Consider the following 26,364-nt stretch of genomic DNA (forward strand, 5'->3'; position numbering starts at 1 on the left):
TCCGTGGCAGCCGGACCCAGCCAGGACGAACGCCCCACTCTCGAGGACGTCGCAGCATATGCTGGCGTCTCGCGATCGACCGCGTCGAGGGCGCTCAACGACGACGCCTACGTCAGCAGCCGGTCGCGCGAGGTGGTGCTCGCGGCCGCGGCGGCGCTCGGCTACTCACCGAACCAGGCCGCCCGGTCGCTGGTCACCAAGCGAACCGGGGCGGTGGCCCTGGTGCTGTCCGAGCCCGAGTCAAAAGTACTCGATGACCCGTACTTCGCCGCGATCATGCACGGCGCGTTTCGCGAGTTGACCGCGGCCGGCATGCAGATGCTGCTGATGTTCGTCGACACCCGGGACGACGTGCCGCGCACCATCCGGTTCCTCGAGGGCGGCCACGTGGACGGCGCCCTCGTCGTCGCCCCGCACAAGGGCGACCCGCTGCCCACCGCGCTGCGGCTGCTGCGGCTGCCGGTGGTGTTCGGCGGCCGGCCCGGCACGATCAGCCGCGGCATCCACACCGTGGACTTCGACAACCAGGGCGGCGCCCGGATGGCCGTCGAGCACCTGCTCGGCATCGGCCGGACCCGGATCGCCACGGTGACCGGGCCGCTGGACCACCCCGCGGCACGGGACCGGCTCACCGGCTGGGAGGACGCGCTGGTCGCGGCCGGGCTGCGCATCGAGGCGATGTCCGAGTCCGGCGACTTCACTCTGGAGGGCGGCGAGCGGGCGATGCGCTGCCTGCTGCACCGCGCGCCCGACCTGGACGCGGTGTTCGCGGCCAGCGACCCGATGGCGGCCGGCGCGATGCGCGCCCTGATCGCCGCCGGCCGGCAGATCCCGCAGGACGTGGCCGTGGTCGGGTTCGACGACCATCCGACCCTGGCCCCCGCGATGAACCCGCCGCTCACCTCGATCCACCAGGACCCGCGCGAGCAGATCGGCAACATGGTGCGCACCCTGATCGCCCTGCTGGCCGGCGACCCGGTCCGGCCGGGAACCAAGATCCTCCCGGTGTCCATCGCCCGGCGCGGCTCGGCGTAGGCCGGCACCTGCTCAGTGCTCGTAGGGATCCTCGGGGGCGGGGATCACCCGGATGCTCGTCGCCGTGGCCGCGGGCGTGTAGTCGTTGTCCCGGCGGGCCGAGCCGGGGACCAGGGTGACCACCGCCTCGATCCAGGTGTCGTCGCGCAGTCCCGCCGCCTCGGGGGCGTCGTCCAGCCGGACCTTGGTGGGGAACGCGTCCGCCGCGCAGCAGCCGATCGACAGCCGCGCCAGGTAGCTGGCCCCGCCGTCCTGGACCACGAACCCGGTGAGGGTCACCGCGCGGCCGGTCAGCGAGTCGCCGGTGTCCCAGGCCGCTCGGGCGGCGAACTCACCAACGGACACGGGGATCGCGTCGCCGGGCGGCAGCGGCGCGAACGCCTCCATCCCGTCCCCGGCGGCCACGGCCGAGCCGGAGCGCTGCACCGAGTCCGAGCCGAGCGCGGGCGGGGCCACCAGGAACACCGCGAAGACCGGAAGCAGCAGCAGCCAGGCGCCCCGGGACGAGTGCTGGTGGCCCTCGTCGCCGTGGCCGGACCCGGGCCGGCGCACCAGCGACACCAGCGCGAGCAGCACCATGACCGCACCCCCGGCGATCAGCAGCCACTGGTGGGACGGCTTGACGTAGCGCAGGTAGGTGCCGGTGAACGCGATCTTGAGCAGCGCCCCGCCGAGCAGCAGCAGCAGGATGTTCTGGGTCTCCCGCCTCACCGCCCCACCCCCAACGCGATCCCGGCCAGCACCGCGCAGGCGATGGCCACCACGAAGGTCAGCGGGGCGAACCGCACCGCGAACGCCCGGCCGAACGTGCCGGCCTGCAGGCTGATCAGCTTCACGTCCACCGCCGGGCCGACCACGAGGAACACCAGCCGGGGCAGCAGCGGCAGCGCCGAGAGCGAGGCCGCCACGAACGCGTCCGCCTCGCTGCACAGCGCCAGCAGCACGGCCAGCACGGCCATCACCAGGATGCCCAGCACGATCTGGTCGCCGACCGCGTTCACCCACTCCCGGGGCACCAGCACGTTGAGCGCGGCCGCGGCCAGTCCGCCGATCACCAGGAACCCGCCGGCATCCACCAGGTCCGCCCGCGCGGTCTCGGCGAACACCCGCCACCGGGACCGGCCGCCGGCCGGCTCGGGCAACCGGCGCAGCGCATGCTCGGCGAACCACTGGGCCTTGCCGAACCGGGCCCACAGCCAGCCCATCACCACCGCGGTGGCCATCGACCCGAGGAACCGGGCCGCCACCATGGCCGGCTCCCCCGGGAACGCCACCGCCGTGGCCACCAGCACGATCGGGTTCACCGCGGGCGCGGCCAGCAGGAACGTCAGGGCCACCGCGGACGGCGCACCCTGCGCGATGAGCCGCCGGGCCACCGGCACCGCCGCGCACTCGCAGGTCGGCAGCGCCACCCCGGCCACGCCGGCCACCGGCACCGCCAGTGCGGCCCGCCGGGGCAGCAGCCGGCGCAGCGCGTCGGCCGACACGAACGCCGCGATCGCCCCGCTGATCAGCACCCCGACCACCAGGAACGGCAGGGCCTGGATGCACACCGCGACGAACACCGTTGCCCCGGTGCGGATCGCCGGCACGTCCAGGATCCGGACGAAGGCGGCCTGCCCGACCAGCGCCAGCAGCAGCACCACGCACAGCACCTCGACCGAGGTGATCCGGAACCGGCGGGTCGGACCGGGGGCCTGGGGTTCCCGGACCTCCGTGCTCATCGCGCCGACTCCGCCGCGCCGAGTAGCTCGGTGCGCAGCTGCGAGGCGGTGGACACGACCAGCATGAGCAGCGTGCCGAGGGCCGCGGGGGCCAGGCCGTCGCCCGGGAAGGCGTAGCGCAGGGTCACGTCCATCCCGCGGTCGGTGTGCACCACGCCGAGCGTGCCGAACAGCCCCTGGCCGGCCCGCTCGGCCGCGGACACCGCAAGCGCCGGGTCGTCCGGCAGGTCCCAGGCCACCACGCAGGTCAGGCTGAGCACGGTCAGGCCCTCGGCCAGCTCCATCGCCTGCACCGCGCACGGGACCTCGCCGTGCCGGAAGGTGAGCGCGCCGTCGTCGTCGGCGCTGACGTCGTGGAACTGCTCAAGGGCGGTCCTGGCCCGGTCGATCAGGTCACTGCTCAAGCTTCTTCCCTCTCCGGGTCACCGGCACCGTCGATCGCGCCGCCGAACCGCCGGTCCCGGCCGGCGAACTCCTCGCAGGCCCGCCACAGGTCCCGGCGGTCGAAGTCCGGCCACAGGATGTCCTGGAAGACCAGTTCGGCGTACGCAGACTGCCAGAGCATGAAGTTGGACGTGCGACGCTCCCCCGACGGGCGGATGAACAGGTCCACGTCCGGCATGGCCGGCTGGTACAGATGCCGGGCCACGGTGCGCTCGTCCACCTTCTCCGGGTTGATCCGCCCGGCCGCGGCCAGCCGGGCGATCTCCCTGGCCGCGTCGCCGATCTCCGCCCGGCCGCCGTAGTTCACGCACATGGCCAGGTGCAGCACGTCGTTGTCCCGGGTGCGCTGCTCGGCCGACTCCAGCTCGCGGATCACGCTGCGCCACAGCCGCGGCCGCCGCCCGGCCCAGTGCACCCGCACCCCCATCGCGTCCAGCGTGTCGGTGCGCCGGCGGATCACGTCCCGGGAGAAGCCCATCAGGAACCGGACCTCCTCGGGGCTGCGCCGCCAGTTCTCGGTGGAGAACGCGTACAGCGACAGCCACCGCACGCCCAGCTCGATGCACCCCTCCGCGACCTCGACCACGACGCCCTCGCCGCGCTTGTGCCCCTCGATCCGGGTCAGCCCGCGCTGGTTGGCCCACCGGCCGTTGCCGTCCATCACGATGGCCACGTGCCGGGGTACCAACTCGGCCGGGATGTCGGGCGGCCGAGCCCCGGACGGGTGCGGTCGCGGTGGCTGGACCGGGCCGGCCCCGGCCCGCTCAGCCTTCCGCCGTCGCAGCATGGCTCCGACCGTACTTCAGGGCGCGCGGCGCTCCACCAGCGGCAGCGAGCGCAGTTGCCGTTCCAGATGCCACTGCAGCAGGGCGGCGACCAGGCCACTGCCCTCCCGCCGGGCCGCGGTCGGCGCCGCGTCGGCCCGGATCCACTGGCCGTGCATCAGGGCGTCCAGCAGGTCCAGCGTCTCGGCGGCCGGCGTGGCCGAGCCGGGTGGCCGGCAGCGCGGGCAGACCGAGCCGCCGGCGGCGACGCTGAACGAGCGGTGCGGGCCGGGCTCGTTGCACCTGGCGCACTCGCTGACCGCCGGAGACCAGCCGGCGAAGGCCATCGCCCGGAGCAGGAACGCGTCCAGGACCAGCGAGGCGTCCCGCTCGCCACCGGACAGCGCCCGCAGCGCGCCGGCGACCAGCAGATAGAGCCGCAGCACCGGCTCGCCCTCCTCGGCGGAGAGCCGGTCGGCGGTCTCCAGCACCGCGCACCCGGCGGTGTAGCGCTGGTAGTCGCCGATGATGCCGGCGCCGAACGCGTCCAGGGTCTCCACCTGGGTGATGATGTCCAGCGTTCGCCCGATGTAGAACTGGGCGTCGACGTGCGCGAACGGCTCCACCCGCGCGCCGAACCGGGAGGTGGTGCGGCGCACCCCCTTGGCAACCGCCCGGACCTTGCCGTGCCGCTGGGTGAGCAGCGTGATGATCCGGTCCGCCTCACCGAGCTTCTGCACGCGCAGCACCACGCCGGTGTCGCGGTACAGGGTCACTCGTTCATCGTCGCATAGCGCAGGTACACCACCCCGGAACCGAACGTCCGCGTCTGCACCAGTCGCAGCGGGATCCGGTCGGTCAGCGCCGGGAAGAACGGGGTGCCGCCGCCGACGACCACCGGGGCGACCACGTAGTGGTACTCGTCGATCAACCCGTGCTGCATCAGGCTGGCCGCCAGACCCGCCCCGCCGACCTGGATGTCCCCGCCCGGTTCCTCCTTGAGCCGGCGCACCTCGGCGACGGCGTCGCCGGTGGCCAGCCGGGCGTTGCCCGCGACCTCGGTCAGCGTGCTGGAGAAGACGACCTTGGGGGTGGCCTGCCAGAGCCGGGCGTAGTCGACCACGTGCGGCGGCGCGTCCGGATCCTGGTCGGCGGTCGGCCAGAACTCCTGCATGAGCTGGTACAGCCGGCGGCCGTACAGGTAGAGGTCGCTCTGCCGGGCCTGCTCGTTGTAGAACTCGTGCAGTTCCTCGTCCGGCGCGCTCCAGCCGATGTCGTCGTTGCGCCCGGCGATGAAGCCGTCCAGGGACACGGTGAACCCGTAGCTGATCCGTCGCATCTCTCAGAACCCCAGTCTGCGTAGTTGTTTCGGGTCGCGCTGCCAGTCCTTGGCCACCTTGACGTGCAGGTCCAGGTAGACCTTGCTGCCGAGCAGCGCCTCGATCTGCCGGCGGGCCGTCGTGCCCACCTCGCGCAGCCGCTCTCCCTTGTGCCCCAGGATGATCCCCTTCTGGCTGGACCGCTCGACGTAGAGCAGGGCGTGCACGTCGATCATGTCGTCCCGGTTCTCGTGCGGCACCATCTCCTCGACGGTGACGGCGATCGAGTGCGGCAACTCGTCGCGCACCCCCTCCAGCGCGGCCTCCCGGATCAGCTCGGCGACCAGGGTGGCCTCCGGCTCGTCGGTCAGCTCGCCACCCGGATACAGCGGCGGGCCCTCGGGCAGCTTGGCCACCAGCAGATCGGCCAGCTTGCCGACCTGGAAACCGTCCACCGCGGACACCGGGATCAGCTCGGCGAACTCCAGAACACCTTGTAGCTCAACGAGTTGCGCGGCCACCTGCTCCGGCCGGACCAGATCGGTCTTGGTCACGATGCCGAGCACCGGCGTGTGCCGGGCGATCTTGGCCAGTTCCCTGGCGATGAACCGGTCCCCGGGCCCCACCTTCTCGTCGGCCGGCACGCAGAGCCCGACGACGTCCACTTCGGACCAGGTCTCCCGGACCACGTCGTTGAGCCGCTGGCCGAGCAGCGTGCGGGGCCGGTGCAGGCCCGGCGTGTCCACGATCACCAACTGCGCGTCCGGCCGGTGCACGATCCCCCGGATCGCATGCCGCGTGGTCTGCGGCTTACTGGAGGTGATCGCCACCTTCGTGCCCACCAGCGCGTTGGTCAGCGTGGACTTCCCCGCGTTGGGCCGGCCGACGAAGCACGCGAACCCGGATCGGTGGATCATCCGGCCATTCTCGCAGTGCTGACTCATCGTTCCCGCATCCGCACCCGAACGGGCAGCCGGCGCTCGACCGGCAGCCCGTAACCGGGCGGCAGCGAGAGCAGCTCGGCCGGCGCGTCCCCTCGACCACCTCGTCCGCCTCGCCGAGGAATCGGAGGACCGCGGCTGGCTCCTCGCCTACAGCGACACCACCCCCAACTGGTTCGAGCGCTACCTCGGCGAAGAAGCCGAAGCCTCCGAAATCTGGACCTATGAAGCCGAGTTCGTGCCCGGCCTGCTCCAGACCGCCGAGTACTGCCGGGCGGTATCCGCCGCCAACAGCCCTGACGCCACAGAGGAAGACGTTGCCCGGCGAGTCGAGCTTCGCCTGGCGAGGCAACAACTCCTCGACCGGGAAGGGCCGCCGCGCCTGCAAGTGGTGATCAACGAAGCCGTGCTGCGCCGCCACATCGGCGGTCCGAAGGTCATGCGCGAACAGCTCCGGCACCTCACCGGACTGGCCGACCGCCCGAACGTGATCGTGCAGGTGCTGCCGTTCAGCGCGGGCGCCCACCCGGCGATGACAGGCTCGTTCAGCATGCTGCGCTTCCCCTCCGACGGCGGCGACCCGACGATCCTCGTCGAAGTGGACTCCGGCGCCCTCTACCCCGACCGTCCGGTCGACGTCGAGCGCTACACCTGGATGTTCGGCCGGCTGCGCGACCTCGCACTCTCGCCCGGCGAGTCAGGCGCCTTGATCAGTAGGGTGGCCGAGGAGCTATGAACCCGGGCGAGTAGTGAAAGGCGGTACGGGACCATGACCCCGGACCTGAGCACAGCGCGCTGGCGCAAGTCCACCCGCTCCAGCGGTCAGGGCGGCAACTGCGTCGAACTGGCCTGCCTGCACAAGGCGACCTGGCGCAAGTCCACCCGCTCCAGCGGCCAAGGTGGCGAATGCGTCGAACTGGCCCACGCGGGCGCCATCCGCGACAGCAAGAACCCCACCGGCCCCGTCCTGCGGACCGACCTCACCCCCCTCCTCACCGCCATCAAGGCCGGCCAACTCGACCACTGAACCGGTCGCCGATCATGTCCTTACCCGCGTCGTCGTTACACTTGGGATGTGAGCGTCGAGCGTGATGAGCTGATGCGCCTCGTCCAGGAGCTGCCTGAGGATGAGGTGCCGGCTGCGCTGACCGAGGTACGCAGACATCTACGGCCGGTCGAAGATCGCCCATGGCCGTCCCCGTGGTTCGCAATCGCCCCCGGTGACGGCACAGCGGCAGGCGCCCAGAGCGAGGAGTTGCTCCGGGAAGGCTTCGGTCGGTAGTGATCGTTTGCGACACCGGCCCACTCGTCGCGGCCGCGTTGTCCAAGGATCCGGATCATCGCCGATGCGTGGACCTGTTCACCGACCTACACCTGGCCAAGCGTCCGATGGTCCTCCCGGCGCCAGTCGTCGCCGAGGTCACCTACCTGATCGGTCACGAGCCGGCGCGGCCGCCGAATCGGCCTTCCTGATCTCCCTCGCCGAGGGCGACTTCATCCCGGTGGAACTGACGAGCACGGACTACCGGCGCATGGCTGAGTTGGTGGAGCGCTACGCCGATCTGCCACTCGGCACCTGCGATGCCGCTGTGATCGCCTTGGCCGACGCTTGGGCGTCAACGAGGTCGCCACCCTCGACCACCGGCACTTCACCGTCGTCCGGCCTCGCCACGTGACCGCGCTGACCCTGCTGCCGTCCTCTGATCAGCCTGATTCTCCCCCGTTTCCGCGCACAGCCCGGCCCTAGGCCGGACGAGCGTTCAGCCGTGCAGGGCGCCCGCGGGATCGGCGTGGTGGACCGGGGCGTCCGGGGACAGGTCGGCGACGGCGGCGAGCGATGCGGAGTCCAGAGTGGACTCTTCGGTGACCACGGCGGCGGCCTCGAGGGTGCGCACGCCGCTGGAGACGGCGGCGGCGACGGCGGCCTGGAGGGCGGTGAGGGACAGCGACGGCAGGGTGACCGTGGCGGCGGCGTAGGTGCGGCCGTCGGAGTCGCGGACGGCGGCGCCCTCGGCGGCTCCCGTGCGGGCGCGGGCGGACCGGGCCAGGGTGACCAGCTTGGCGTCCTCGGGGTCCAGGTCAGCCAAGGTCGACGCTCCTCTCCTCGGCGCGCACCATCGTGCGGGCCGCCGCCGTGCGGTTCTCCGCACCGCGCACGACCACCGACGTGATCCGCACCCGGCCCCGGCTGTCCTTGCCGCCCTCGGCGCGCATCCGTAATCCGGCGATCTCGGCCTCGGCCCCGGGCAGCGGGACCCGGCCGAGCCGCTGGGCCAGCAGGCCGCCGACGGTCTCCACGTCGTGGTCGTCCAGCTCCACGTCGAACAGCTCGCCGAGATCCTCCACCGGCAGCCGCGAGCTGACCCGCACCGCGCCGTCGTCCAGGTGCTCGATCGGCGGGCGGTCGTCGGTGTCCGACTCGTCGGTGATCTCCCCGACGATCTCCTCCAGGATGTCCTCGATGGTGAGCAGCCCGGCGGTGCCGCCGTACTCGTCCACGGCGATGGCCATGTGGTTGCGGGACAGCTGCATCTCGCCGAGCAGGTCGTCAAGGCGCTTGGTGTCCGGCACGAACGACGCCGGGACCATCAGCTCCCCGACGGTGACGGTCAGGTCGGCGAGCCGGTCCGGGCCGGCGTCCATCACCGCGCGCACCAGGTCCTTGAGGTTGACCACGCCGACCACGTCGTCCACGCTCTCGCCGATCACCGGCAGCCGGGTGTAGCCGGTGCGCAACGACAGGGCCAGCGCCTGGCGCACCGTCTTGCCCACCTCGATCCACACCATCTCGGTGCGCGGCACCATGACCTCGCGGGCGATCGTGCCGCGCAGCTCGAACACCGAGTGGATCATCTCGCGCTCGTCCGCGTCGACCACGCCGCGTTCCTCGGCCATGTCCACCAGCTCGCGCAGCTCGACCTCGGAGGAGAACGGGCCCTCGCGGAACCCCCGGCCGGGCGTGATCGCGTTACCGATCATGATCAGCAGCCGGGACAGCGGCCCGAGCACCGAGCCGAGCACCCGGACCGGACCGGCCGCGATCAGCCCGACCGCGTACGGGTGCTGCCGGCCCAACGTGCGCGGACCAACGCCGACCAACACGTAGCTGACCACGATCATGCCGAGCGCGGCGACCAGGCCGGCCAGCCAGGCCGGGTGGATCAGCTGCAGGCAGGCCACCGTGACCAGCACGGTCGCGGCCAGCTCACAGCTCAGCCGGAGCAGCAGCAGCAGGTTGATGTGCCGCGGCCGCTCGGCGAGCACGGCGAGCAGTTGGCGCGCACCCGGCCGCCCGAGCCGGACCATGCCCTCGACCCGGGCCCGGGACACGGCGGACAGGGCCGCGTCGGCGCAGCCGAACATGCCGGCGAACAGCACGAGCAATACCGCGATGACCAATAGTCCAGCCGAGCTCATCGCGATCCCCCACTCAGCCGGCCGTGTCCTCGTCGAGCCCGACCGTGCCCAACACCTTGTCGTCCTCGCGGCGCTGCGCGGCTCGTCGGCGCGCGTCGGCCTGTGCGACCCGGAAGTCGGCGAGGATCCGTTTCTGCAGGGTGAACATCTCCCGTTCCTCTGCCGGCTCCGCGTGGTCGTAGCCGAGCAGGTGCAGCACGCCGTGCACGGTCAGCAGGTGCAGCTCGTCGAGCAGGCTGTGCCCCGCCTGCCGGGCCTGGTCCTTGGCGTAGGCCGGACACAGCACGATGTCGCCGAGCAGCGCCGGGCCGGCGTCCGGGGCGTCCGGGCGGCGGGCCGACTCCAGCTCGTCCATCGGGAAGGCCATCACGTCGGTCGGGCCGGGCAGGTCCATCCAGCGCTCGTGCAGGTCGGACATCACCTCGAGGCCGACGAGCGACATCGACAGCTCGGCCAGCCTGCTCACGCCCAGCCGGTCAAGGGCGAACCTGGCGGCGGCGACGATGGACGGCTCGTCAACCGCCAGCCCCGACTCGTTGGCGATCTCGATGCTCATCAGACCTCATCGTCCCCGTCGGGCCTGGCCAACCGCTCCGCGCCGGCGCGGATCACGCGCCTCGGCCTTCGCATCCTGCTTCGCCTGCCAGCGGTCGTAGGCGTCCACGATGTTGCCGACCAGCTTGTGCCGCACCACGTCGTGGCTGTTCAGCGTCGCGAAGTGTACGTCGTCGACACCGTCGAGGATCTCCTGGACCACCCGCAGCCCGCTGACCTGACCGCCGGGCAGATCGACCTGGGTGATATCGCCGGTGACGACGATCTTCGAGCCGAACCCGAGACGAGTGAGGAACATCTTCATCTGTTCGGCGGAAGTGTTCTGCGCCTCGTCGAGAATGATGAACGCGTCGTTGAGGGTGCGGCCCCGCATGTACGCCAGCGGGGCGACCTCGATCGTGCCGGCCTGCATGAGGCGCGGGATCGACTCCGGATCGACCATGTCGTGCAGCGCGTCGTACAGCGGCCGCAGGTACGGGTCGATCTTCTCGTACAACGTGCCGGGCAGGAACCCGAGCCGTTCCCCGGCCTCGACCGCGGGGCGGGTCAGGATGATCCGGTTCACCTGTTTGGCCTGCAGCGCCTGCACGGCCTTGGCCATCGCCAGGTAGGTCTTGCCGGTGCCGGCCGGGCCGATGCAGAACACCACGGTGTGCACGTCGATCGCGTCCACGTAGCGCTTCTGGTTCAGCGTCTTCGGCCGGATGGTGCGCCCGCGCCGGGACAGGATGTCCAGGCTGAGCACCTCGGCCGGCGACTCGGCGGACCCGGCGGAGAGCATGGCCACGGTCCGCCGGACCGCGTCCGGCCCCAGGTGCTGGCCCTTGCTGGCCAGCACGACCAGCTCGGCGAACACCCGTTCGGCGAACGCCACGTCCCCCGACGTCCCGGACAGGGTCACCTCGTTGCCGCGCACGTGGATGTCGGCCTCGAGCAGCTCCTCGGCCGCCCGCAGGTTCTCGTCCCGGGATCCGAGCAGCGCCAGCACCGCGTCGTCGGGCACGGCGAACCGGGACTGCGCTGCGGACTCGACGCTCTCGGTCTCAGTTGGCGCACCAGAAGTACGGGTGGGATCACCCTCAGCGGTACCCGTCACGTGCTCTCGGTCCTGCCTTCTGCGCGTGTGCGCCAACTCGAACGATGCCTGTCCATCTTGATGCTAGCCGCAGCCCCCGACCAAGTGCATTGGCCAACCTTCACCCCCGTCACCCCACCCGCCCGAACAACCCCAGCCCCTCGCCACCCAGCACGTGCAGATGCGCGTGGAACACCGTCCGCCCCGCATCCTCGCCCGTGTTGAACACCATCCGGTACCCGGATCTCTCGATCCCCTCCTGCCGCGCCACCTCGACCCCGGCCAGCACCAGATCGGCCAGCAACGCCGGATCGTCCCCCGCCAACGCCCCCGCATCCTCGTAATGCTGCCGCGACACCACCAGCACATGCACCCGCGCCTGTGGGTTGATGTCCCGGAACGCATACACCGTTCCGTTCTCATACACCGGCGTCGACGGCACATCCCCCGCCACGATCTTGCAGAAAAGGCACTCAGGTTCGGTCAAGAACATGCGTGCAGGTTAGCCGCTCACTGATCAACAACCCCACCACCACCACCCCACGCACGAACAAAAGCTGAAGCCCAGGTAACCGAACCAAAAGGTGAGGACCAGGTAACCGGACCACCACAGGTAACCGGACCACCACAGGTAACCGGACCACAGGTGGGGGGTCCGGGGGGCGAAGCCCCGCCGGCCGGGGGTCTGGGGGCTTGGCCCCCAGAGGGCGCCGTCCGAGGAATCCGGCCAGCGCTCTCCGCTGGCAAGGAGGGGGGACGAGGATGCCGCGTCGCGGTGAAGCCTGGGGGTCGCTCCACCGCGACGCGGCGCCGCCGGACCGAGGGGGGAGGTGTCCGGCGGAAGTCCGTGCCGCACAGCGTCCGCTGTTTCAGGACGTCGTGCAGTGCAAAGCGTAGACCGTCGCGAGGCGTCAGCGCCAGCGTTGAGTTAGTACGCCTATTGCACTGACAGCAACGACGCCCGCCGTCGAGGCTCGCAGCACCGTCGGACCGAGCCGCACGACCTGCGCACCTGCCTGCTCCAACAACGTCGACTCGGCCGAAGAAATTCCCCCTTCGGGTCCCACGATGATCAGCAGGTCCCCTCGGGGTGGCAGCTCGGCGTCGGTGAGCCGGGCTCCGGCCGCGCTGTCCAGCAGGAACGCGGCCGCGCTCGACCGGACGAGGGTGGCGAGCCCGGCGGTGCTGACCGGCTCGGCGACGTCCGGAACCCAGGTGCGGCGGGACTGCTTGGCCGCCTCGCGGACCGTGCTGCGCCACCGGGCCAGGGCCTTGGCGCCGCGCGGGCCGTCGTCCCAGCGAGCGACCGAGCGCGCGGCCTGCCACGGGACGATGGCGTCGGCGCCGGCTTCGGTGGCGAGCTCGACGGCCAGCTCGCCGCGGTCGCCCTTGACCAGGGCCTGGGCGACGACGATCCGGGGCTGCGGGGGCGGTTCGGCCCAGCGGCGCAGCAGGCGCAGATCCAGCGCGTCGCGCCGGTCGGCGGACTCGATCACGCAGTGCGCCACGGCGCCGCGGCCGTCGCAGAGCATCAGCTCCTCGCCGGGGTGCAACCGGCGCACGGTGGCCGCGTGCCGGCCCTCGGGACCGTCCAGCACGGCGTGGTCGCCGGCCGGCAGCTGGTCGACCAGGAAGACCGGGGCGGTGGTCACCGGCCCCGGGAGCGCAGCCGGGAGAACAGTCCGCCGGGCCGGCCGTTCACCGTGGCCAGGTTGTGGTCCTCCTCGCCGCGCAGGCCGGACAGCTCGCGGAGCAGCTCGGTCTGCCGGGCGTCCAGCTTGGTGGGCACCTCGACCTCGATGTGCACGTACAGGTCGCCGCGGCCGTCCAGCCGGCCGGAGGAGCGCAGCTTGGGCAGCCCGTGCCCGGGAAGCAGCAGTTCGGTGGCCGGCTGGGTGCCGGGCTCGAGCTCCATGTCGACCCTGCCGTCCAGGGTCTCCAGCGGGATCACCGCGCCGAGCGCGGCGGTGGTCATCGGGACCCGCAGCGTGCAGTGCAGGTCGGCGCCGTTGCGCTCGAAGGTGGGGTGCGGCGCCTCGACGACCTCCACGTACAGGTCCCCTGCCGGGCCGCCGCCGGGGCCGACCTCGCCCTGGCCGGCCAGGCGCACCCGCATCCCGTCCGCGACGCCCGGCGGGATCTTCGCCGCGATCGTGCGCCGGGCCCGCACCCGGCCCTCGCCGCCGCACTGCCGGCACGGATCGGGGATGACCTCGCCGAGCCCGCGGCAGACCGGGCAGGTGCGCGCGGTGACCACCTGGCCGAGGAACGAGCGCTGCACGGTCTGCACCTCGCCGCGGCCGGCGCAGGTGTCGCAGGTCTCCGGGATGGAGCCCTTGGCGCACCCGGAGCCCTGGCAGGAGTCGCAGACCACGGCGGTTTCCACGTTCAGCTCGCGGGTGACGCCGGTGTTGCACTCCTCGAGGGACAGCTCGATCCGGATCAGCGCGTCGGCACCGGGCTGCACCCGGCTGCGCGCGCCCCGGGTGGAACCGCCGCCCGCGGCGCCGAAGAAGGCGTCCATGATGTCGCCGAAGCCGAACCCGGCGAACGGGTCGCGCATGCCGCCGGCGGCGCCGTTGCCGAGCGGGTCGCCGCCCATGTCGACGATCTTGCGCTTCTGCGGGTCGGAGAGAACCTCGTAGGCCGCGGTGACTTCCCTGAACCGCTGCTGCGCCTCGGCGTCCGGATTGATGTCGGGATGCAGCTCGCGCGCCAGCTTGCGGTATGCGCGTTTGATCTCGTCGGAGCTCGCGTCCGGCCGAACTCCGAGAGTCCCGTAGTAGTCCCTCGCCACCTTGTCCGTTCCTCCTGCCCCGTGCCCCTCGGGGCCTCGTTCCATACCTCGTGTGCCGCGCCGCGCTGTTAGCGCCCGGACAGGATCTCTCCCACGTAGTTCGCAACGGCCCGAACCGCCGCTATCGTTCCCGGATAATCCATTCGGGTGGGTCCCACCACACCCATTCCGCCGAACAACAGGTCGCGGGAGCCGTAACCGACGGACACCACCGACGTGGAGCGCAGGTCCTCGGCCTCGTTCTCCTCGCCGATCCGCACCGTGACGGTGCCCGGCACCCGGGCCGCGGCCAGCAGCTTGAGCACCACGACCTGCTCCTCGAGCGCCTCGAGGATCTGCCGCAGGGAGCCGGGGAAGTCGGCGGCGTTGCGGGTCAGGTTCGCGGTTCCGCCGAGCACCAGGCGCTCCTCCGGGTGCTCGACCAGCGACTCGATCAGCACGGTCGACATCCGGGTCATGGCGTCGCGCAGCTCCGCAGGCGCGTCCTCGAGCAGCTCCCCCACCTTGGCCGCGGCGTCGGTCAGCGGGTGGCCGGTCAGGGTGGCGTTGAGCATGGTGCGCACCCGGGCCACGGTCTCCTCGGTGAGCACGTCGCCCATGTCGACGATGCGCTGGTCGACCCGGCCGGTGTCGGTGATCAGCACCAGCATCACCCGGGCCGGGGTGAGCTGCACGACCTCGACGTGCCGCACGGTGGACCGGGTCAGCGTCGGGTACTGCACCACCGCGACCTGCCGGGTGAGCTGGGCCAGCAGGCGCACGCTGCGGCGCAGCACGTCGTCCAGGTCGAGCGCGCCGCCGAGGAACGACTGGATCGCCCGCCGCTCGGCGACCGAGAGCGGCTTGACGTCGGAGAGCCGGTCGACGAACAGGCGGTAGCCCTTGTCGGTCGGGATCCGGCCGGCACTGGTGTGCGGCTGGGCGATGTAGCCCTCCTCCTCCAGCGCGGCCATGTCGTTGCGCACGGTGGCGCTGGAGACGCCGAGGTTGTGCCGGTCCACGATGGCCTTCGAGGCGACCGGCTCGTTGTTCGACACGTAGTCCGCGACGATGGCACGGAGCACCTGGAAGCGGCGCTCGTCCGAGCTCACCACGTGCCACCTCCGCGTCCGTACGACCGTCCTTACGGCAAGTTTACGGAGCCCCGGGCTCGCGGCGCCGGAACCCGATTCAAGCATCGCCGGCAACAAGGTGGATACGGCTCTTGCCTTTTTGTCGGGTTCTTGCGAACGTCGCTCAGCTTCGCCGCGAGCAGAGGAGCCGCCATGACCTCATCGATCGTGACCACGGTGTTTCTCCCGGCCAGCCTGGCGGTGATCATGTTCGGGCTCGGGCTGGCGCTGACCGTCGGCGACTTCGCCAGGGTGGCCCGCCATCCGAAGGCCGCGGGGGTCGCCCTGGTCTGCCAGATCCTGGTGCTGCCGATGATCTGCCTCGGCCTGGTGCTGCTGTTCGACCTCGAGCCGGCGCTGGCCGTCGGGATGATGCTGCTGGCCGCCTCGCCCGGCGGCACCACGGCGAACATCTTCAGCCACCTGGCCCGCGGCGACGTGGCCCTGAACATCACGTTGACCGCGATCAACTCGGTGCTGGCCGTGCTCACGCTGCCGATCGTGGTCAACCTGGCGGTGTCCGGCTTCATGGACGACGGTGACTCGCTCGGGTTGCAGGCCGGGAAGTTCGCCCAGGTGGTCGCGATCGTGCTGGTGCCGGTGGCGATCGGGATGTACGTCCGGCACCGGTTCACCGACTTCGCCGACCGGATGTACCGGCCGGTGAAGATCGCCTCGATCGTGGTGCTGGTGGGCGTCATCGCGGTGGCGATCTTCCAGGAACGGGCCAACATCGGCGGCTACCTCCAGTCGGTCGGCCTGGTCGCGTTGCTGCTCTGCGTGCTGTCCCTGTCGATCGGCTACGCCGTGCCGCGGCTGTTCCGGGTGAACCAGGAGCAGTCGATCGCTTCCTCGTTCGAGATCGGCATCCACAACGCGACGCTGGCGATCACCATCGCGCTCAGCCCGACGTTGCTGAACAACTCGCAGATGGCGATCCCGGCGGCGGTGTACGGCGTGGTGATGTTCATCCCGGCCGGGCTGCTGTGCTGGTACTTCGCCCGCTACCGGACGCGCTCCACCCTGGCCTCGTCCCAGACCGGCTCGGCCACCTCGGCCACCACGCCGTCGGAGCGGAACACCAGGTAGCGGTCGAACGAGCGGGCGAACCAGCGGTCGTGGGTGACCGCGAGCACCGTGCCCTCGAACGCCTCGAGCGCGTCCTGCAGCGCCTCCGCCGAGGTGAGGTCCAGGTTGTCGGTGGGCTCGTCGAGCAGCAACAGGGTCGCCCCGGACAGCTCGAGCAGCAGGATCTGGAACCGCGCCTGCTGCCCGCCGGAGAGCGTCTCGAACCGCTGCTCGCGGCAGCCGGCCAGGCCGTAGCGGGACAGCACGGCCGACGCGGTGCCCTGGTCCATGCCGGACCGGCCGTCCTCGCCGTGCCAGAGCACGTCCAGCAGGGTCCGGCCGACCCACTCCGGGTGCCGGTGGGTCTGCGCGAACAGGCCGGGCACCACCCGGGAGCCGAGCCGGGCGGTGCCGGTGTGCGCGACCTCCGGGTCACCGGCGAGCAGCCGCAGGAAGTGGCTCTTGCCGGAGCCGTTGGAGCCGAGCACGGCCACCCGGTCGCCGAAGAACACCTCGGTGTCGAACGGCCGCATCAGACCGGTCAGCTCCAGCCCGGCGCAGGTGATCGCGCGCACCGCGGTGCGCCCGCCGCGCAGCCGCGGCTTGACCCGCTGCTCGCGCGGCGGCAGCGGCGGCGGGCCGGGCTCCTCGAACTTGCGCAGCCTGGTCTGCGCCGCCCGGTACCGCGGCGCCATCCCGTCGTTGTACTTGGCGATCTGGCCCAGCCAGCGGACCAGCTCGACCAGCTTGTCGTGCTCCTCGTCCCAGCGCAGCCGCAGCTCGGCCATCCGGTCCCAGCGGGCCAGCCGGGCGTCGTGCCAGGTGGCGAATCCGCCGCCGTGCACCCAGGCGGTGCCGCCTTCCACCGCCACAACGTGCGTGGCCACGGTGGCCAGCAGCTCGCGGTCGTGGCTGACCAGCAGGACCGCCTTGCCCACCTCGGCCAGCCGCCGCTCCAGCCAGCGCTTGCCGGGCACGTCCAGATAGTTGTCCGGCTCGTCGAGCAGCAGCACCTGTTCCTGGCCGCGCAGCAGCGCCTCGAGCACCAGGCGTTTCTGCTCGCCGCCGGACAGCGTGCTCACCTCGCGGAACCGGGCGCGGTCGAACGGGACGCCGAGGGCGGCCACGGTCACCGTGTCCCACAGCACCTCGGCGGTGTAGCCGCCGGCCTCGCCCCACTCGTGCAGCGCGTGCGCGTAGCGGAGCTGGGTCTGCTCGTCGTCGGTCTCCATCAGGGCCAGCTCGGCGGCGTCCAGCTCGGCGGCCGCGGCCCGCAGCGCCGCCGGGGCGACCGCGAGCAGCAGGTCGCGCACGGTCTTGTCGTCCCGCAGCGAGCCGATGAACTGCGGCATCACGCCCAACCCGCCCTGCACCGACACGCCGCCGTCGACCGGTGCCAGCTCCCCGGCGAGGATGCGCAGCAGCGTGGTCTTGCCGGCCCCGTTCGCCCCGACCAGCGCGACGACCTGGCCGGTGCTCACCCGGAACGAGACGTCCGAGAACAGCTGCCGGCCGTCGTCGAGCCGGTAGCCGAGCCCGTTCGCCTCGAGGAAACCCATGGCGGAAATGGTCGCCTACAACTCGTGGTGATCGCGATCGATATTGTTCGACGCATGACCATCGCGTTCGTCACCGGCGGATCGGGCTTCGTTGGCGGGGCGCTGGTCCGCCGGCTGGTCGGCGACGGGCACACGGTGCGCGCCCTGGCCCGCGGCGACGCCTCGGCCGCGCGGGTGGCCGAGCTGGGTGCCGAGCCGGTGCGCGGCGACCTGTCCGATGTGGACTCGTTGGCCGCCGGCTGCGCGGGCGCGGACGTCGTGTTCCACGCCGCGGCCTGGACCACACCGGGCGGCAGCTGGGCCGAGTTCACCGCCGGCAACGTGGACGGCACCCGCAACGTGCTGGCCGCGGCCCGCCGGGCGGGCGTGACCCGGCTGGTGCACGTCGGCACCGAGGCCGCGCTGATGGCCGGCCAGCCGCTCGTGAACGTGGACGAGTCGGCGCCGCTGCGGCCGAACTCGAGGGCCCCGTACCCGGCCACCAAGGCCGCGGCCGAGCTGCTGGTGCGTTCGGCCGAGGGGCTGGAGACCGTGGTGGTGCGGCCCCGGCTGGTCTGGGGCGCCGGGGACACCGGTGTGCTGCCGGCACTCGTCGCGATGGTCAAGGCGGGCCGGTTCGCCTGGATCGGCGGCGGCACCCACCGCACCGCCACCACCCACATCGACAACACGGTCGAGGGCCTGGTGCTGGCCGCGGAGCGGGGCCGGCCGGGCGAGGCCTACTTCGTCAGTGACGGCGAACCCGTGGTGTTCCGGGAGTTCATCACCGAGCTGCTGGCCACCCAGGGGGTCGAGGCGCCGACCCGGTCGGTGCCGCTCGGCCTGGCCCGGCTGCTCGCCGCGACCGGCGAGCGGGCGTGGAAACTGTTGGGGCGCAAGGACTCCCCGCCGCTGGACTACTTCACCGTGTGGGCCGCCGGGCAGGAGTGCACGATCGACATCGGCAAGGCGCGGGCCGAGCTGGGCTACGCGCCGGTGCGCACCCGCGCCGAGGGCCTTTCCGGGCTGCGGGCATAACCGGCCGGGGGTGTCGATCGTTGTGCGTACCAGTGCGTAGCCTGTGCCGGAGTGCGCTGAGCCGAAGGAGGGACGCCGGGTGACCGACACGCCGATCTACGACGAGATGCAGTGGGAGTTCCGGTCCGCGAACAGCCCGATCGACGAGCAGCCCCGATCGGCCAACTCCGGTTCGCGCAGGCAGGACGGATCCCGCCGCCAGGTCTCGGTGTGGGCGCTGCTCGACGAGCACCGCAGGCGGTCCTGAGCCGGTGCACCGGCTGTTTCCCGAGCCCCCGGCCGACCTGGACGACCGGGAGCTCGAGCGGATCTACGGCTATCCGGACGGGCTGGACCGGCCGTGGGTGCAGGTGAACTTCGTCAGCTCGGCGGACGGCGCGGTCGCCGTCGAGGGCCGGTCGGCGGGCCTGTCCAGCCCGGCCGACAAGCGGATCTTCGCGCTGGGCCGGGATCTGGCCGACGTGGTCCTGGTCGGCGCCGGCACCGCGCGGCTGGAGGGATACCGGGGGGTCAAGCCGACCGAGGTGCGCGCCGAGCGGCGCGCCCGGCTGGGCCTTGCCGAGGTGCCGCCGATCGCGGTGGTGACCCGGCGGTGCTCGATCGGGCCGGACGCCCTGCTGGTCACCGACACGGTGGTGGCGCCGATCGTGCTGACCTGTGCGGCCGCGCCGGCCGAGCGGCGTGCGGCGCTGGCCGCGGCCGGCGCGGACGTGGTGGTGGCCGGGGACCACACGGTCGACCTGAGTGCGGCGCTGGCCGAGCTGGCGGCGCGCGGGCTGCGCCGGGTCAACTGCGAGGGCGGGCCGCACCTGTTCGGCGAGCTGATCGCCGAGGGCCTGGTGGACCAGCTGTGCCTGACCCTGGCGCCGCTGCTGGTGAGCGGGGACGCGCCGCGAACCGCGGTCGGACTGCCGCCCGCGGCGCCACTCGAGCTGGAGCTCGCCTCGGTGCTGACCGCGGACGGTCACCTCATGCTTCGGTACCGACGCCTCCGGTGAGCACATCGGCCAGGTTGAACCGGACCGGTTGCTCGAGCTGGTCGTAGGTGCACGAGGCGGGCTCGCGGTCCGGGCGCCAGCGGACGAACTGGGTGGTGTGCCGGAACCGGGGGCCCTCCATGTAGTCGTAGCGGACCTCGAGCACCCGCTCCGGGCGCAGCGGCACGAACGACAGGTCCTTGTTGGCGTTCCACCGGCTGCCCTCGTTCTTGCGCGGGGTGCGGTTGCCCACCAGCTGCTCGGCCCAGGCCCACGGGTGGTCGGTGAAGTCGGTGACCAGTGGTTGCAGTTCCTCGAACAGCTCCTTGCGGCGGGCCATCGGGAACGCGCCGACCACGCCGACCGAGGCGAGCTTGCCGTCCTCGCCGTAGAGCCCGAGCAGCAGCGAGCCGATCAGGCCGGGGCCGGACTTGTGCACGCGGTAGCCGGCCACGACGCAGTCGGCGGTGCGCTCGTGCTTGATCTTGGCCAGCACCCGGCGGTCCGGCTCGTAGACGCCGTCGAGCGGCTTGGCGATCAGCCCGTCGAGGCCGGCGCCCTCGAACAGCTGGAACCACTGGCGGGCAAGGTCGATGTCGGTGGTCGCCGGGGTCACGTGCACCGGTGGCTTCGCGTCGGCGAGCGCGGCCTCGAGGGCGGCCCGGCGCTCCGCGAACGGGCGCTGGGTGAGGTCGGTGTCGTCGATGGCGAGCAGGTCGAACGCGATGAACGACGCCGGGGTCCGCTCGGCAAGCAGGTTGACCCGGGACGCCGCGGGATGGATCCGCTGCTGCAGCGCCTCGAAGTCCAGGCCCTTGCCCTCGGTGTCGGCGACGATGATCTCGCCGTCCACCACGCACCGGCGCGGGAGGTTCGCCTTGACCGCGGCCACGAGCTCGGGGAAGTACCGGGTCATCGGCCGCTCGTTGCGGCTGCCGATCTCGACCTCGTCCCCGTCCCGGAAGATGATCGAGCGGAACCCGTCCCACTTCGGCTCGTAAAGTCGCCCGGGCGGGATGTCGGCGACCGGCTTGGCCAGCATCGGCGCCACCGGCGGCATCACAGGTAACTGCACGGGCCTCATTCTGCACCGCACCCCCGACCCCGGCCGGGGAGCTACACCGGGAGTTCACCAAGGGGGTGGCAGGGTTTGGCGCGATGAGACGCCGAGGGATGTTGCTGGTCGTCGCCTCGGTGCTGGGGGTGACCCTGGGAGGGTGCACGGCGGGGCCCTCGGAGCGGCCGGAGATCGTGGTGCGGGACGCGCCGGGCGGGGAGCAGACCCAGCCGAACCAGCCCGGCTCGGTGCCGATCCCGCCACTGGACGAGCCACGCCAGGCCAGCGTGCGGTGGCTGACGTGTCAGGACAACATGCTGGCCAGGCTGACGGACCCGCCGCTGCCGGAGTGGCTGCCGGTGCAGTGCGGACGGGTGAACAGCACGCTGGACTCGCCGTACGCGCCGGGCCGGGGCAACGTCCGGCTGCAGCTGACCAAGGTGGGCACCGGGAGCGTTCCGCTGGTCGTGGTGAACGAGGCGGGGGGCCAGCCCGGCTCGATCTACGCGGCGCGGTTCGCGGCGACCCTGCCCCGCGAGTTCTTCGAGAAGTTCTCGCTGGTGGGCGTGGACCGGCGGGGAACAGGCAACTCGGAGCCGCCGGACTGCGTGCCGGCCCCGGTGCGGTCCCGGATCGTCGAGGCCGACCCGACCACCGTCGCGGTGGACGACTGGCTCGAGCCGGCGAAGACGGCCGGACAGCAGTGCTCGATCGAACTGGAGGCCCGGCTGCCCGCGCTGGACAGCTGGCGCACCGCGGTCGACCTGGACGTGGTGCGGCGCGCACTGGGCCTGCCCCGGTTGAACGCGATCGGGCACGGCGAGGGATCCCGGGTGCTGACCGTGTTCGCCGAGCGGTTCCCCGACCGGGTCGGCCGGGTCGTGCTGGACGGGCTGCCGGACGTCGCGCAGGACGCGGCGAACGCCATGGAGGGCGTCGCGGCCGGTGCCGAGGCGACCTGGCAGGCGTTCGCGGCGGACTGCCGGTCCCGGGGCTGCGAGCTGGGTCCCGACCCGCATCAGGTGCTCCCCACGCTGCTCGCGCAGCTGCGCGAACAGCCGCTGGCGGTGAGCTCCGGTCCGGATGTCGGCGCGGGGGTCGCGGTGCGTGCGGTGCTCGCCGGGCTGGCCGACCGGCCGGGCTGGCCGGCGTTGTCGGCGGCGCTCGCCGCCGCCCGCTCCGGCGCCGGTGACCCGCTGGCCGCGCTGCTGGCACCGGTCGTGCAGGGCAGCGACGTGCAGACGCCGTTGCTGGACAGCGAGCTGGTGATCGGCTGCAACGACCAGTTGGCCCGGCTCACGGTCACCCAGCTGACCTCGATCGCGGAGGACTGGACCAGGAAGTACCCGACGTTCGGCGGCGTGATGGCCCAGCGGCTGGCCCTCTGCGGGGTGTGGCCGGTGGCCAGCCAGCCGGTCCGCGCCCAGGTGGCCGAGGGCGCGCCGCCGATCGTGGTGCTGGCCACCGCGACCGATCCGGTGACGCCCTACCCGGGGACCGAGCGGGCGGCGCGCACGCTGAACGACGCGGTGCTGGTGTCCTGGCAGGGCGCCGGGCACGGCGCGCTCGGGTTGTCCGCCTGCGCCACCGACGCCGCCCGGGCCTTCCTCGCCGACGGCAAGCTGCCGCGGGACGGCTTGGCATGTCCGCCCTGACCGGTCAGCCCAGCTCGGTCAGCGCCCGCTGGGCCTGCTCCAGCTCGGCCTGGAGCGCGGCCACCCGGTTCTGCTGCTGACGGCGGGCGGAGTCCAGGGCCCGGTCCACGGCGTCGGCCACCGGGCCGGGTAATGCCCGCGCGGCCCTGGCCACGTCGGCCGGGGGCACCGGCAACGACCGCACGGTGCGCTTCTTGCCGACGACCACCTCGACCCGCCAGTCCCCGTCCGGGGTCGAGCTGAGCGTCACGGTCACCTCGGCGGGCGGCGCGGACCGGCCGGGGCGGCGGGGCGCGGGCCGGGTGGGCGCGGCGGTCGGCCGGATCTCGGGTGGTTGGGCCGGGGCCGCGGACGGCGCCGCGGGCGGCTTGGCCGGGGCCGGGTCGGGCATTCGTGGCCCGGATGCCTTGGCCGGTGCCGGCGCGGCGGCCTTGGCGGTCTTCGGGGCGGCCTTGCGCCGGGGTGGCCGGGTGCGGGTCAACTCGGCCGGGGCGAACGACAACACGTCCTTGGATCCGGCCGGTCGCACCTGGATGAAGTCGCCCTCCGCGGGCTCGTCGAACGCCACCACCTTCGCCGATGCGCCGGCCGCGACCCCGACCGCCGCCTTGGTGAACCACACCATCGACGGCCGGCCGGCGGCCAGCTCACTGCGCAACTGCGCGATGTCCTCGTCCGACAACGAGATCAGCTGCGCCATGTTTCCTCCGTGGGGAGCACCGATCAAGGCTTCAGAGGCGTAGTTTGCCCTGGTGCCCTGACAAGACCAAGGGGTTCGCATGAGTGCGCGATACCTGTGGTGGCGCAGCTGTTACGACGGAGTGCTGCACGCGTTCCCGGTCGTCCCGGACGCACCGTTGCTCCATCAGCATTACCGCGCGTCCTGTGCCCATGCCGCACCGCCGGATCTGGCCGGCACCGTGCTGGACGGGCCGCGCTGCGACCTGTGCCTGCTGATCATCGGGTCTGCCGAGAACGGCTCCTGACCGTTAGAGTGTCACCAGACAATGATGCGAATGGTGAGAAAGACACGACGGAGGCACCGATGGGCCGGCGCATCGCTCTGCTCCTGCTGACGTCCTGCCTCGTGCTGACCGGAACCGGCGCGGCACAGGCCCGGCCGTTCGCCTCGATCCGGGTGCTGACCTTCAACATGCACACCGGAATCGGCGAGGACGGCCGGCTCGACCTGGCCCGGACCGCGGCCGCCATCCGGGACAGCGGCGCGGACGTGGTCGGCCTGCAGGAGGTCGACGTGCACTGGGCGGCGCGCAGCGAGTTCCGCGACCAGGCCGCCGAGCTGGCCGCACTACTCGGGATGCGGGTGTTCTTCGCGCCGATCTACGACCTGCCACCGCTGACCGAGGGCGCCCCGGCACGCCGGTACGGGGTCGCCGTGCTCAGCCGCTTTCCCATCCTCCACACGGAAAATCACCTGATTACCCGACTGTCCACACAGGATCCCGAGCCCGTTCCCCTGCCGATGCCCGGATTCGCCGAGGCGGTCGTGCTCGCCCGCGGCGTGCCGGTGCACGTCTACGTGACCCATCTGGACTTCCGGCCCGATCCCGCGGTGCGCGCCGCCCAGGTCGCCGACACCGTGCGGATCCTCGCCGGAGACCGGCGCGGCGCCCGGCAGGTGCTGCTCGGCGACTTCAACGCCGAGCCGGCCGCGCCGGAGCTGACGCCGCTGTTCGCCGCGGTGCGCGACACCTGGTCCGGCGCCGATCCCGGGCTGACCTATCCGGCCGGCACCCCGGTCAAACGGATCGACTACGTGACCGCGACACCGAACCTGCGGGCGCGGGACCGGGCGGTCATCGACACCGGCGCCTCCGACCACCGCGCGGTCCGGGTCACTCTGCGGATCTGACCCGGTACTCGCACCCGTACTCGACCGCGTACTGCAGGTCGTAGTGATGCACGATCTTGGGGCCGTCGTTGAGATGCACGTGCGTGACCGTGTCGAGGGGCGCGGTGGGCAACCGGTCGAGGGTGTCCACCCGGCCGTCGAGCGGGCCGCCGACGTAGCGGACCACGTACTGCCGAATCGCCACGGCGACCTCCTCTCGACGCTGGCGCCGACCGGTACTCCGATTCCGATGGTTCCTGCCGGGTGGCCGGAAAGCAACAGCTCATGAGCGCTTCTCAACCTTTAATCCGGTGGGGCTCAGGATCCGGCGTTGGATAAATTGAGCAGGTGAAGACCGACCTCAGCCCCGCACGGGGCATGCGTGACCTGCTGCCGGCGACCGTGGCCGTCCGCGATCACGTCCTGGCGGCGATCACCGACGTCTACCGCCGGTACGGCTACCGGCGCATCGAGACGCCGGCCCTGGAGAACATCGAGCGGCTGCAGGGCGGCCAGGGTGGCGAGAACGAGAAGCTGATCTACCGGGTGCTGCGCCGCGGGCTGGACGAGCGGGTTGCGGCCGACACCGCGGTCGGCGACCTGATCGACCTCGGGCTGCGCTACGACCTGACCGTGCCGCTGTCCCGGTTCTACGGGCAAAACCGGGCGAGCCTGCCGGATCCCTTCCGCTCCTTCCAGGTCGGCCCGGTGTGGCGGGCCGAGCGCCCGCAGAAGGGCCGGTACCGGCAGTTCTACCAGTGCGACATCGACATGCTCGGGGAGCCGAGCGTGCTGGCCGAGATCGAACTGGTCGAGGCCACCACCGAGGCGCTGGCCGCGACCGGCCTCGCCGACACCACCGTCCGGGTCTCCGACCGCCGGTTTCTGTCCGCCCTCGCCGCCCGGGCCGAGGTGCCGGAGGCCGCGTGGGACGGGCTGTTCATCACGCTGGACAAGCTGGACAAGATCGGCTGGGCCGGCGTGCGGGCCGAGCTGACCGGCCGCGGCCTGCCCGAACCGCAGGTCGACCGGCTGACCGACACGATCGAAGGGCTGCACGGGGTCGAGGCGGGCAAGCTGGTCGACGCGCTCGCCGACGCGCTGCCCAACCTCGGCGAGGACGTCCTTGCCGACCTGCGCACGACCGCGGACGCCCTGGCGGTGCTGGCCGAGCAGCGGGACCTCCGGTGGGAGTTCGACCCGACCCTGGTGCGCGGGATGGGTTACTACACCGGACAGATCTTCGAGATCGTGCACCCGGCGTCGGCCGGCTCGGTGGCCGGCGGCGGGCGCTACGACCGGCTGATCGGGCGGCTGTCCGGCACCGACGTGCCGGCCTGCGGCATCTCCATCGGCTTCGAGCGCATCGTGGACCTGCTCGGCGGCACGCCAGAGCGGGCGTCGGTCGCCGTGCTGTACGACGCGGACGTCCCGCTGGCCGAGGTGCTTGCCGCGGCCCGCAGGCTGCGCGCGGCCGGCCGGACGGTGTCGCCGGTGCGCCGCCGGGGCAAGTTCGGCGCGCAGCTCGGCCGGCTCGAGGAATGGGGCTTCGGCTCGTTCGTGCACCTGCGGGCGGATCTGCTCGACGCGACCGCGGAACTCCAGGAACGCCACCTGGGCGAGGCGTGACGCGCAAGCTACCGTGGTGGCCATGGCGGCGACCGGAATGCCTGACCCGCACGAGGATGACCGGTTCCGCGCGTCCTCCGAGCGGTTCTCCGACGACCTGACCGGGCTGGACCCGGAGGACCCGGAGGCGCGGGCGTTCGCCGAGCACCTGGACCGGGTGGAGCGGGTGCGGCCGAACTACACGGTCGAGGGCTACATCTCCGGGATGAGCGACTTCGCCGACGGCGCCAACCGGCTCGGCGGGCACTACCGGCTGATGGCCAGCCTCCTGGTGCTGCTGATTCTGCTCGGCGTGGTGCTGGCCGCCTGGGACGCGGTCGTCTACGTGTTCGCGGTGATGTTCAACTAAACCCGGGCTACCGTGGAA

32 protein-coding genes are annotated in these 26,364 nt (G+C 72.1%); 13 read left to right on the forward strand and 19 right to left on the reverse strand.

Going from position 1 to position 26,364, the window contains the following annotated elements:
• Positions 1-3: 3 nt before the first annotated feature.
• Positions 4-1,035 carry a LacI family DNA-binding transcriptional regulator gene (locus tag VFV67_RS27485; protein WP_414636357.1) on the forward strand — a complete coding sequence of 344 codons (1,032 nt, stop codon included), beginning with the start codon at positions 4-6 and terminating at the stop codon, positions 1,033-1,035.
• A gap of 12 nt (positions 1,036-1,047) precedes the next feature.
• Here the strand turns inward: VFV67_RS27485 and VFV67_RS27490 are convergent, their stop codons facing one another.
• From VFV67_RS27490 to era, 7 genes are read right to left on the reverse strand one after another with little or no spacing between them, the layout of a single operon-like run.
• Positions 1,048-1,746 (reverse strand): TIGR03943 family putative permease subunit, encoded by a 699-nt coding sequence (locus VFV67_RS27490; RefSeq protein WP_326473552.1) that lies wholly within the window; start codon positions 1,744-1,746, stop codon positions 1,048-1,050.
• Positions 1,743-2,759, reverse strand: a complete 1,017-nt coding sequence (locus VFV67_RS27495) for a permease (protein ID WP_326473553.1) — start codon at positions 2,757-2,759, stop codon at positions 1,743-1,745. The genes VFV67_RS27490 and VFV67_RS27495 overlap by 4 nt, the downstream gene beginning before the upstream one ends.
• Positions 2,756-3,163, reverse strand: coding sequence for a YbjN domain-containing protein (locus tag VFV67_RS27500; protein ID WP_326473554.1), 408 nt, complete (start codon positions 3,161-3,163; stop codon positions 2,756-2,758). The genes VFV67_RS27495 and VFV67_RS27500 overlap by 4 nt, the downstream gene beginning before the upstream one ends.
• On the reverse strand, positions 3,160-3,990 hold the full coding sequence (locus VFV67_RS27505; RefSeq protein ID WP_326473555.1) for an isoprenyl transferase: 831 nt from the start codon (positions 3,988-3,990) through the stop codon (positions 3,160-3,162). Before VFV67_RS27505 ends, VFV67_RS27500 begins: the two co-directional genes overlap by 4 nt.
• Positions 3,991-4,005: 15 nt before the next feature.
• Positions 4,006-4,743 carry a DNA repair protein RecO gene (gene recO, locus VFV67_RS27510; protein WP_326473556.1) on the reverse strand — a complete coding sequence of 246 codons (738 nt, stop codon included), beginning with the start codon at positions 4,741-4,743 and terminating at the stop codon, positions 4,006-4,008.
• Positions 4,740-5,306 carry a dihydrofolate reductase family protein gene (locus VFV67_RS27515; protein ID WP_326473557.1) on the reverse strand — a complete coding sequence of 189 codons (567 nt, stop codon included), beginning with the start codon at positions 5,304-5,306 and terminating at the stop codon, positions 4,740-4,742. Before VFV67_RS27515 ends, recO begins: the two co-directional genes overlap by 4 nt.
• Before the next feature lie 3 nt (positions 5,307-5,309).
• Entirely contained in the window at positions 5,310-6,203 is an 894-nt protein-coding gene (gene era / locus VFV67_RS27520) for a GTPase Era (RefSeq protein WP_326473558.1), read from the reverse strand.
• Positions 6,204-6,228: 25 nt separating this feature from the next.
• Between era and VFV67_RS27525 the strand changes: the two genes are divergently transcribed.
• From VFV67_RS27525 to VFV67_RS27535, 3 genes are read left to right on the forward strand one after another with little or no spacing between them, the layout of a single operon-like run.
• Entirely contained in the window at positions 6,229-6,963 is a 735-nt protein-coding gene (locus tag VFV67_RS27525) for a DUF5753 domain-containing protein (RefSeq protein ID WP_326473614.1), read from the forward strand.
• 33 nt (positions 6,964-6,996) lie between these two features.
• A complete protein-coding gene (locus VFV67_RS27530; RefSeq protein ID WP_326473559.1) occupies positions 6,997-7,254 on the forward strand; it encodes a DUF397 domain-containing protein in 258 nt (85 codons plus the stop codon).
• 48 nt (positions 7,255-7,302) lie between these two features.
• Positions 7,303-7,509 carry a hypothetical protein gene (locus VFV67_RS27535; RefSeq protein ID WP_326473560.1) on the forward strand — a complete coding sequence of 69 codons (207 nt, stop codon included), beginning with the start codon at positions 7,303-7,305 and terminating at the stop codon, positions 7,507-7,509.
• A gap of 478 nt (positions 7,510-7,987) precedes the next feature.
• Here the strand turns inward: VFV67_RS27535 and VFV67_RS27540 are convergent, their stop codons facing one another.
• The 8 genes from VFV67_RS27540 to hrcA form a co-directional block, all read right to left on the reverse strand.
• Complete coding sequence (locus VFV67_RS27540; RefSeq protein ID WP_326473561.1) at positions 7,988-8,314, reverse strand: cytidine deaminase; 327 nt, start codon at positions 8,312-8,314, stop codon at positions 7,988-7,990.
• Positions 8,307-9,644, reverse strand: a complete 1,338-nt coding sequence (locus VFV67_RS27545; protein ID WP_326473562.1) for a hemolysin family protein — start codon at positions 9,642-9,644, stop codon at positions 8,307-8,309. Before VFV67_RS27545 ends, VFV67_RS27540 begins: the two co-directional genes overlap by 8 nt.
• Positions 9,645-9,657: 13 nt before the next feature.
• A complete protein-coding gene (gene ybeY, locus VFV67_RS27550) occupies positions 9,658-10,200 on the reverse strand; it encodes an rRNA maturation RNase YbeY (protein WP_326473563.1) in 543 nt (180 codons plus the stop codon).
• A gap of 6 nt (positions 10,201-10,206) precedes the next feature.
• Complete coding sequence (locus tag VFV67_RS27555; protein WP_326473564.1) at positions 10,207-11,295, reverse strand: PhoH family protein; 1,089 nt, start codon at positions 11,293-11,295, stop codon at positions 10,207-10,209.
• Positions 11,296-11,404: 109 nt separating this feature from the next.
• On the reverse strand, positions 11,405-11,761 hold the full coding sequence (locus VFV67_RS27560) for a histidine triad nucleotide-binding protein (protein WP_414636362.1): 357 nt from the start codon (positions 11,759-11,761) through the stop codon (positions 11,405-11,407).
• 424 nt (positions 11,762-12,185) lie between these two features.
• Entirely contained in the window at positions 12,186-12,926 is a 741-nt protein-coding gene (locus VFV67_RS27565) for a 16S rRNA (uracil(1498)-N(3))-methyltransferase (protein ID WP_326473566.1), read from the reverse strand.
• Positions 12,923-14,071 (reverse strand): molecular chaperone DnaJ, encoded by a 1,149-nt coding sequence (gene dnaJ / locus VFV67_RS27570; protein WP_326473567.1) that lies wholly within the window; start codon positions 14,069-14,071, stop codon positions 12,923-12,925. Before dnaJ ends, VFV67_RS27565 begins: the two co-directional genes overlap by 4 nt.
• A gap of 68 nt (positions 14,072-14,139) precedes the next feature.
• Positions 14,140-15,165: a heat-inducible transcriptional repressor HrcA gene (gene hrcA, locus VFV67_RS27575; RefSeq protein ID WP_326473568.1), complete on the reverse strand. Its 1,026-nt coding sequence runs from the start codon at positions 15,163-15,165 to the stop codon at positions 14,140-14,142.
• Positions 15,166-15,336: 171 nt separating this feature from the next.
• Between hrcA and VFV67_RS27580 the strand changes: the two genes are divergently transcribed.
• A complete protein-coding gene (locus tag VFV67_RS27580) occupies positions 15,337-16,272 on the forward strand; it encodes a bile acid:sodium symporter family protein (RefSeq protein WP_326473569.1) in 936 nt (311 codons plus the stop codon).
• Here the strand turns inward: VFV67_RS27580 and VFV67_RS27585 are convergent.
• Complete coding sequence (locus VFV67_RS27585) at positions 16,188-17,810, reverse strand: ABC-F family ATP-binding cassette domain-containing protein (RefSeq protein WP_326473570.1); 1,623 nt, start codon at positions 17,808-17,810, stop codon at positions 16,188-16,190. The two genes, VFV67_RS27580 and VFV67_RS27585, sit on opposite strands and share 85 nt — an antisense overlap.
• Before the next feature lie 54 nt (positions 17,811-17,864).
• On the opposite strand from VFV67_RS27585, the gene VFV67_RS27590 reads away from it, so the two are divergent.
• From VFV67_RS27590 to VFV67_RS27600, 3 genes are all read left to right on the forward strand, one after another.
• A complete protein-coding gene (locus VFV67_RS27590; RefSeq protein WP_326473571.1) occupies positions 17,865-18,827 on the forward strand; it encodes an NAD-dependent epimerase/dehydratase family protein in 963 nt (320 codons plus the stop codon).
• 79 nt (positions 18,828-18,906) lie between these two features.
• Complete coding sequence (locus VFV67_RS27595; protein WP_326473572.1) at positions 18,907-19,074, forward strand: hypothetical protein; 168 nt, start codon at positions 18,907-18,909, stop codon at positions 19,072-19,074.
• A gap of 4 nt (positions 19,075-19,078) precedes the next feature.
• Positions 19,079-19,825 carry a pyrimidine reductase family protein gene (locus VFV67_RS27600; protein WP_326473573.1) on the forward strand — a complete coding sequence of 249 codons (747 nt, stop codon included), beginning with the start codon at positions 19,079-19,081 and terminating at the stop codon, positions 19,823-19,825.
• On the opposite strand, the gene VFV67_RS27605 is transcribed toward VFV67_RS27600, so the two are convergent.
• Positions 19,797-20,879 (reverse strand): ATP-dependent DNA ligase, encoded by a 1,083-nt coding sequence (locus tag VFV67_RS27605; protein ID WP_326473574.1) that lies wholly within the window; start codon positions 20,877-20,879, stop codon positions 19,797-19,799. The genes VFV67_RS27600 and VFV67_RS27605 overlap by 29 nt on opposite strands.
• Positions 20,880-20,962: 83 nt before the next feature.
• Between VFV67_RS27605 and VFV67_RS27610 the strand changes: the two genes are divergently transcribed.
• Positions 20,963-22,516, forward strand: a complete 1,554-nt coding sequence (locus VFV67_RS27610; RefSeq protein ID WP_326473575.1) for an alpha/beta hydrolase — start codon at positions 20,963-20,965, stop codon at positions 22,514-22,516.
• 4 nt (positions 22,517-22,520) lie between these two features.
• On the opposite strand, the gene VFV67_RS27615 is transcribed toward VFV67_RS27610, so the two are convergent.
• Positions 22,521-23,216 (reverse strand): DUF6319 family protein, encoded by a 696-nt coding sequence (locus tag VFV67_RS27615; protein ID WP_326473576.1) that lies wholly within the window; start codon positions 23,214-23,216, stop codon positions 22,521-22,523.
• A 79-nt stretch (positions 23,217-23,295) separates the two neighbouring features.
• Between VFV67_RS27615 and VFV67_RS27620 the strand changes: the two genes are divergently transcribed.
• Positions 23,296-23,502, forward strand: coding sequence for a hypothetical protein (locus VFV67_RS27620; RefSeq protein WP_326473577.1), 207 nt, complete (start codon positions 23,296-23,298; stop codon positions 23,500-23,502).
• A 59-nt stretch (positions 23,503-23,561) separates the two neighbouring features.
• The gene (locus VFV67_RS27625) at positions 23,562-24,389 is read left to right on the forward strand and encodes an endonuclease/exonuclease/phosphatase family protein (protein WP_326473578.1); all 828 of its coding nucleotides are present in this window, start codon (positions 23,562-23,564) and stop codon (positions 24,387-24,389) included.
• On the opposite strand, the gene VFV67_RS27630 is transcribed toward VFV67_RS27625, so the two are convergent.
• Complete coding sequence (locus tag VFV67_RS27630; protein WP_326473579.1) at positions 24,373-24,573, reverse strand: hypothetical protein; 201 nt, start codon at positions 24,571-24,573, stop codon at positions 24,373-24,375. The genes VFV67_RS27625 and VFV67_RS27630 overlap by 17 nt on opposite strands.
• A gap of 143 nt (positions 24,574-24,716) precedes the next feature.
• Between VFV67_RS27630 and hisS the strand changes: the two genes are divergently transcribed.
• On the forward strand, positions 24,717-25,997 hold the full coding sequence (gene hisS / locus VFV67_RS27635) for a histidine--tRNA ligase (RefSeq protein WP_326473580.1): 1,281 nt from the start codon (positions 24,717-24,719) through the stop codon (positions 25,995-25,997).
• 22 nt (positions 25,998-26,019) lie between these two features.
• Positions 26,020-26,346, forward strand: a complete 327-nt coding sequence (locus VFV67_RS27640; protein WP_414636358.1) for a hypothetical protein — start codon at positions 26,020-26,022, stop codon at positions 26,344-26,346.
• Positions 26,347-26,364: the final 18 nt, after the last annotated feature.

The sequence above is a fragment of the Actinophytocola sp. genome, from assembly GCF_035762905.1.
In the GTDB taxonomy this organism is placed as follows: domain Bacteria; phylum Actinomycetota; class Actinomycetes; order Mycobacteriales; family Pseudonocardiaceae; genus DASYTH01.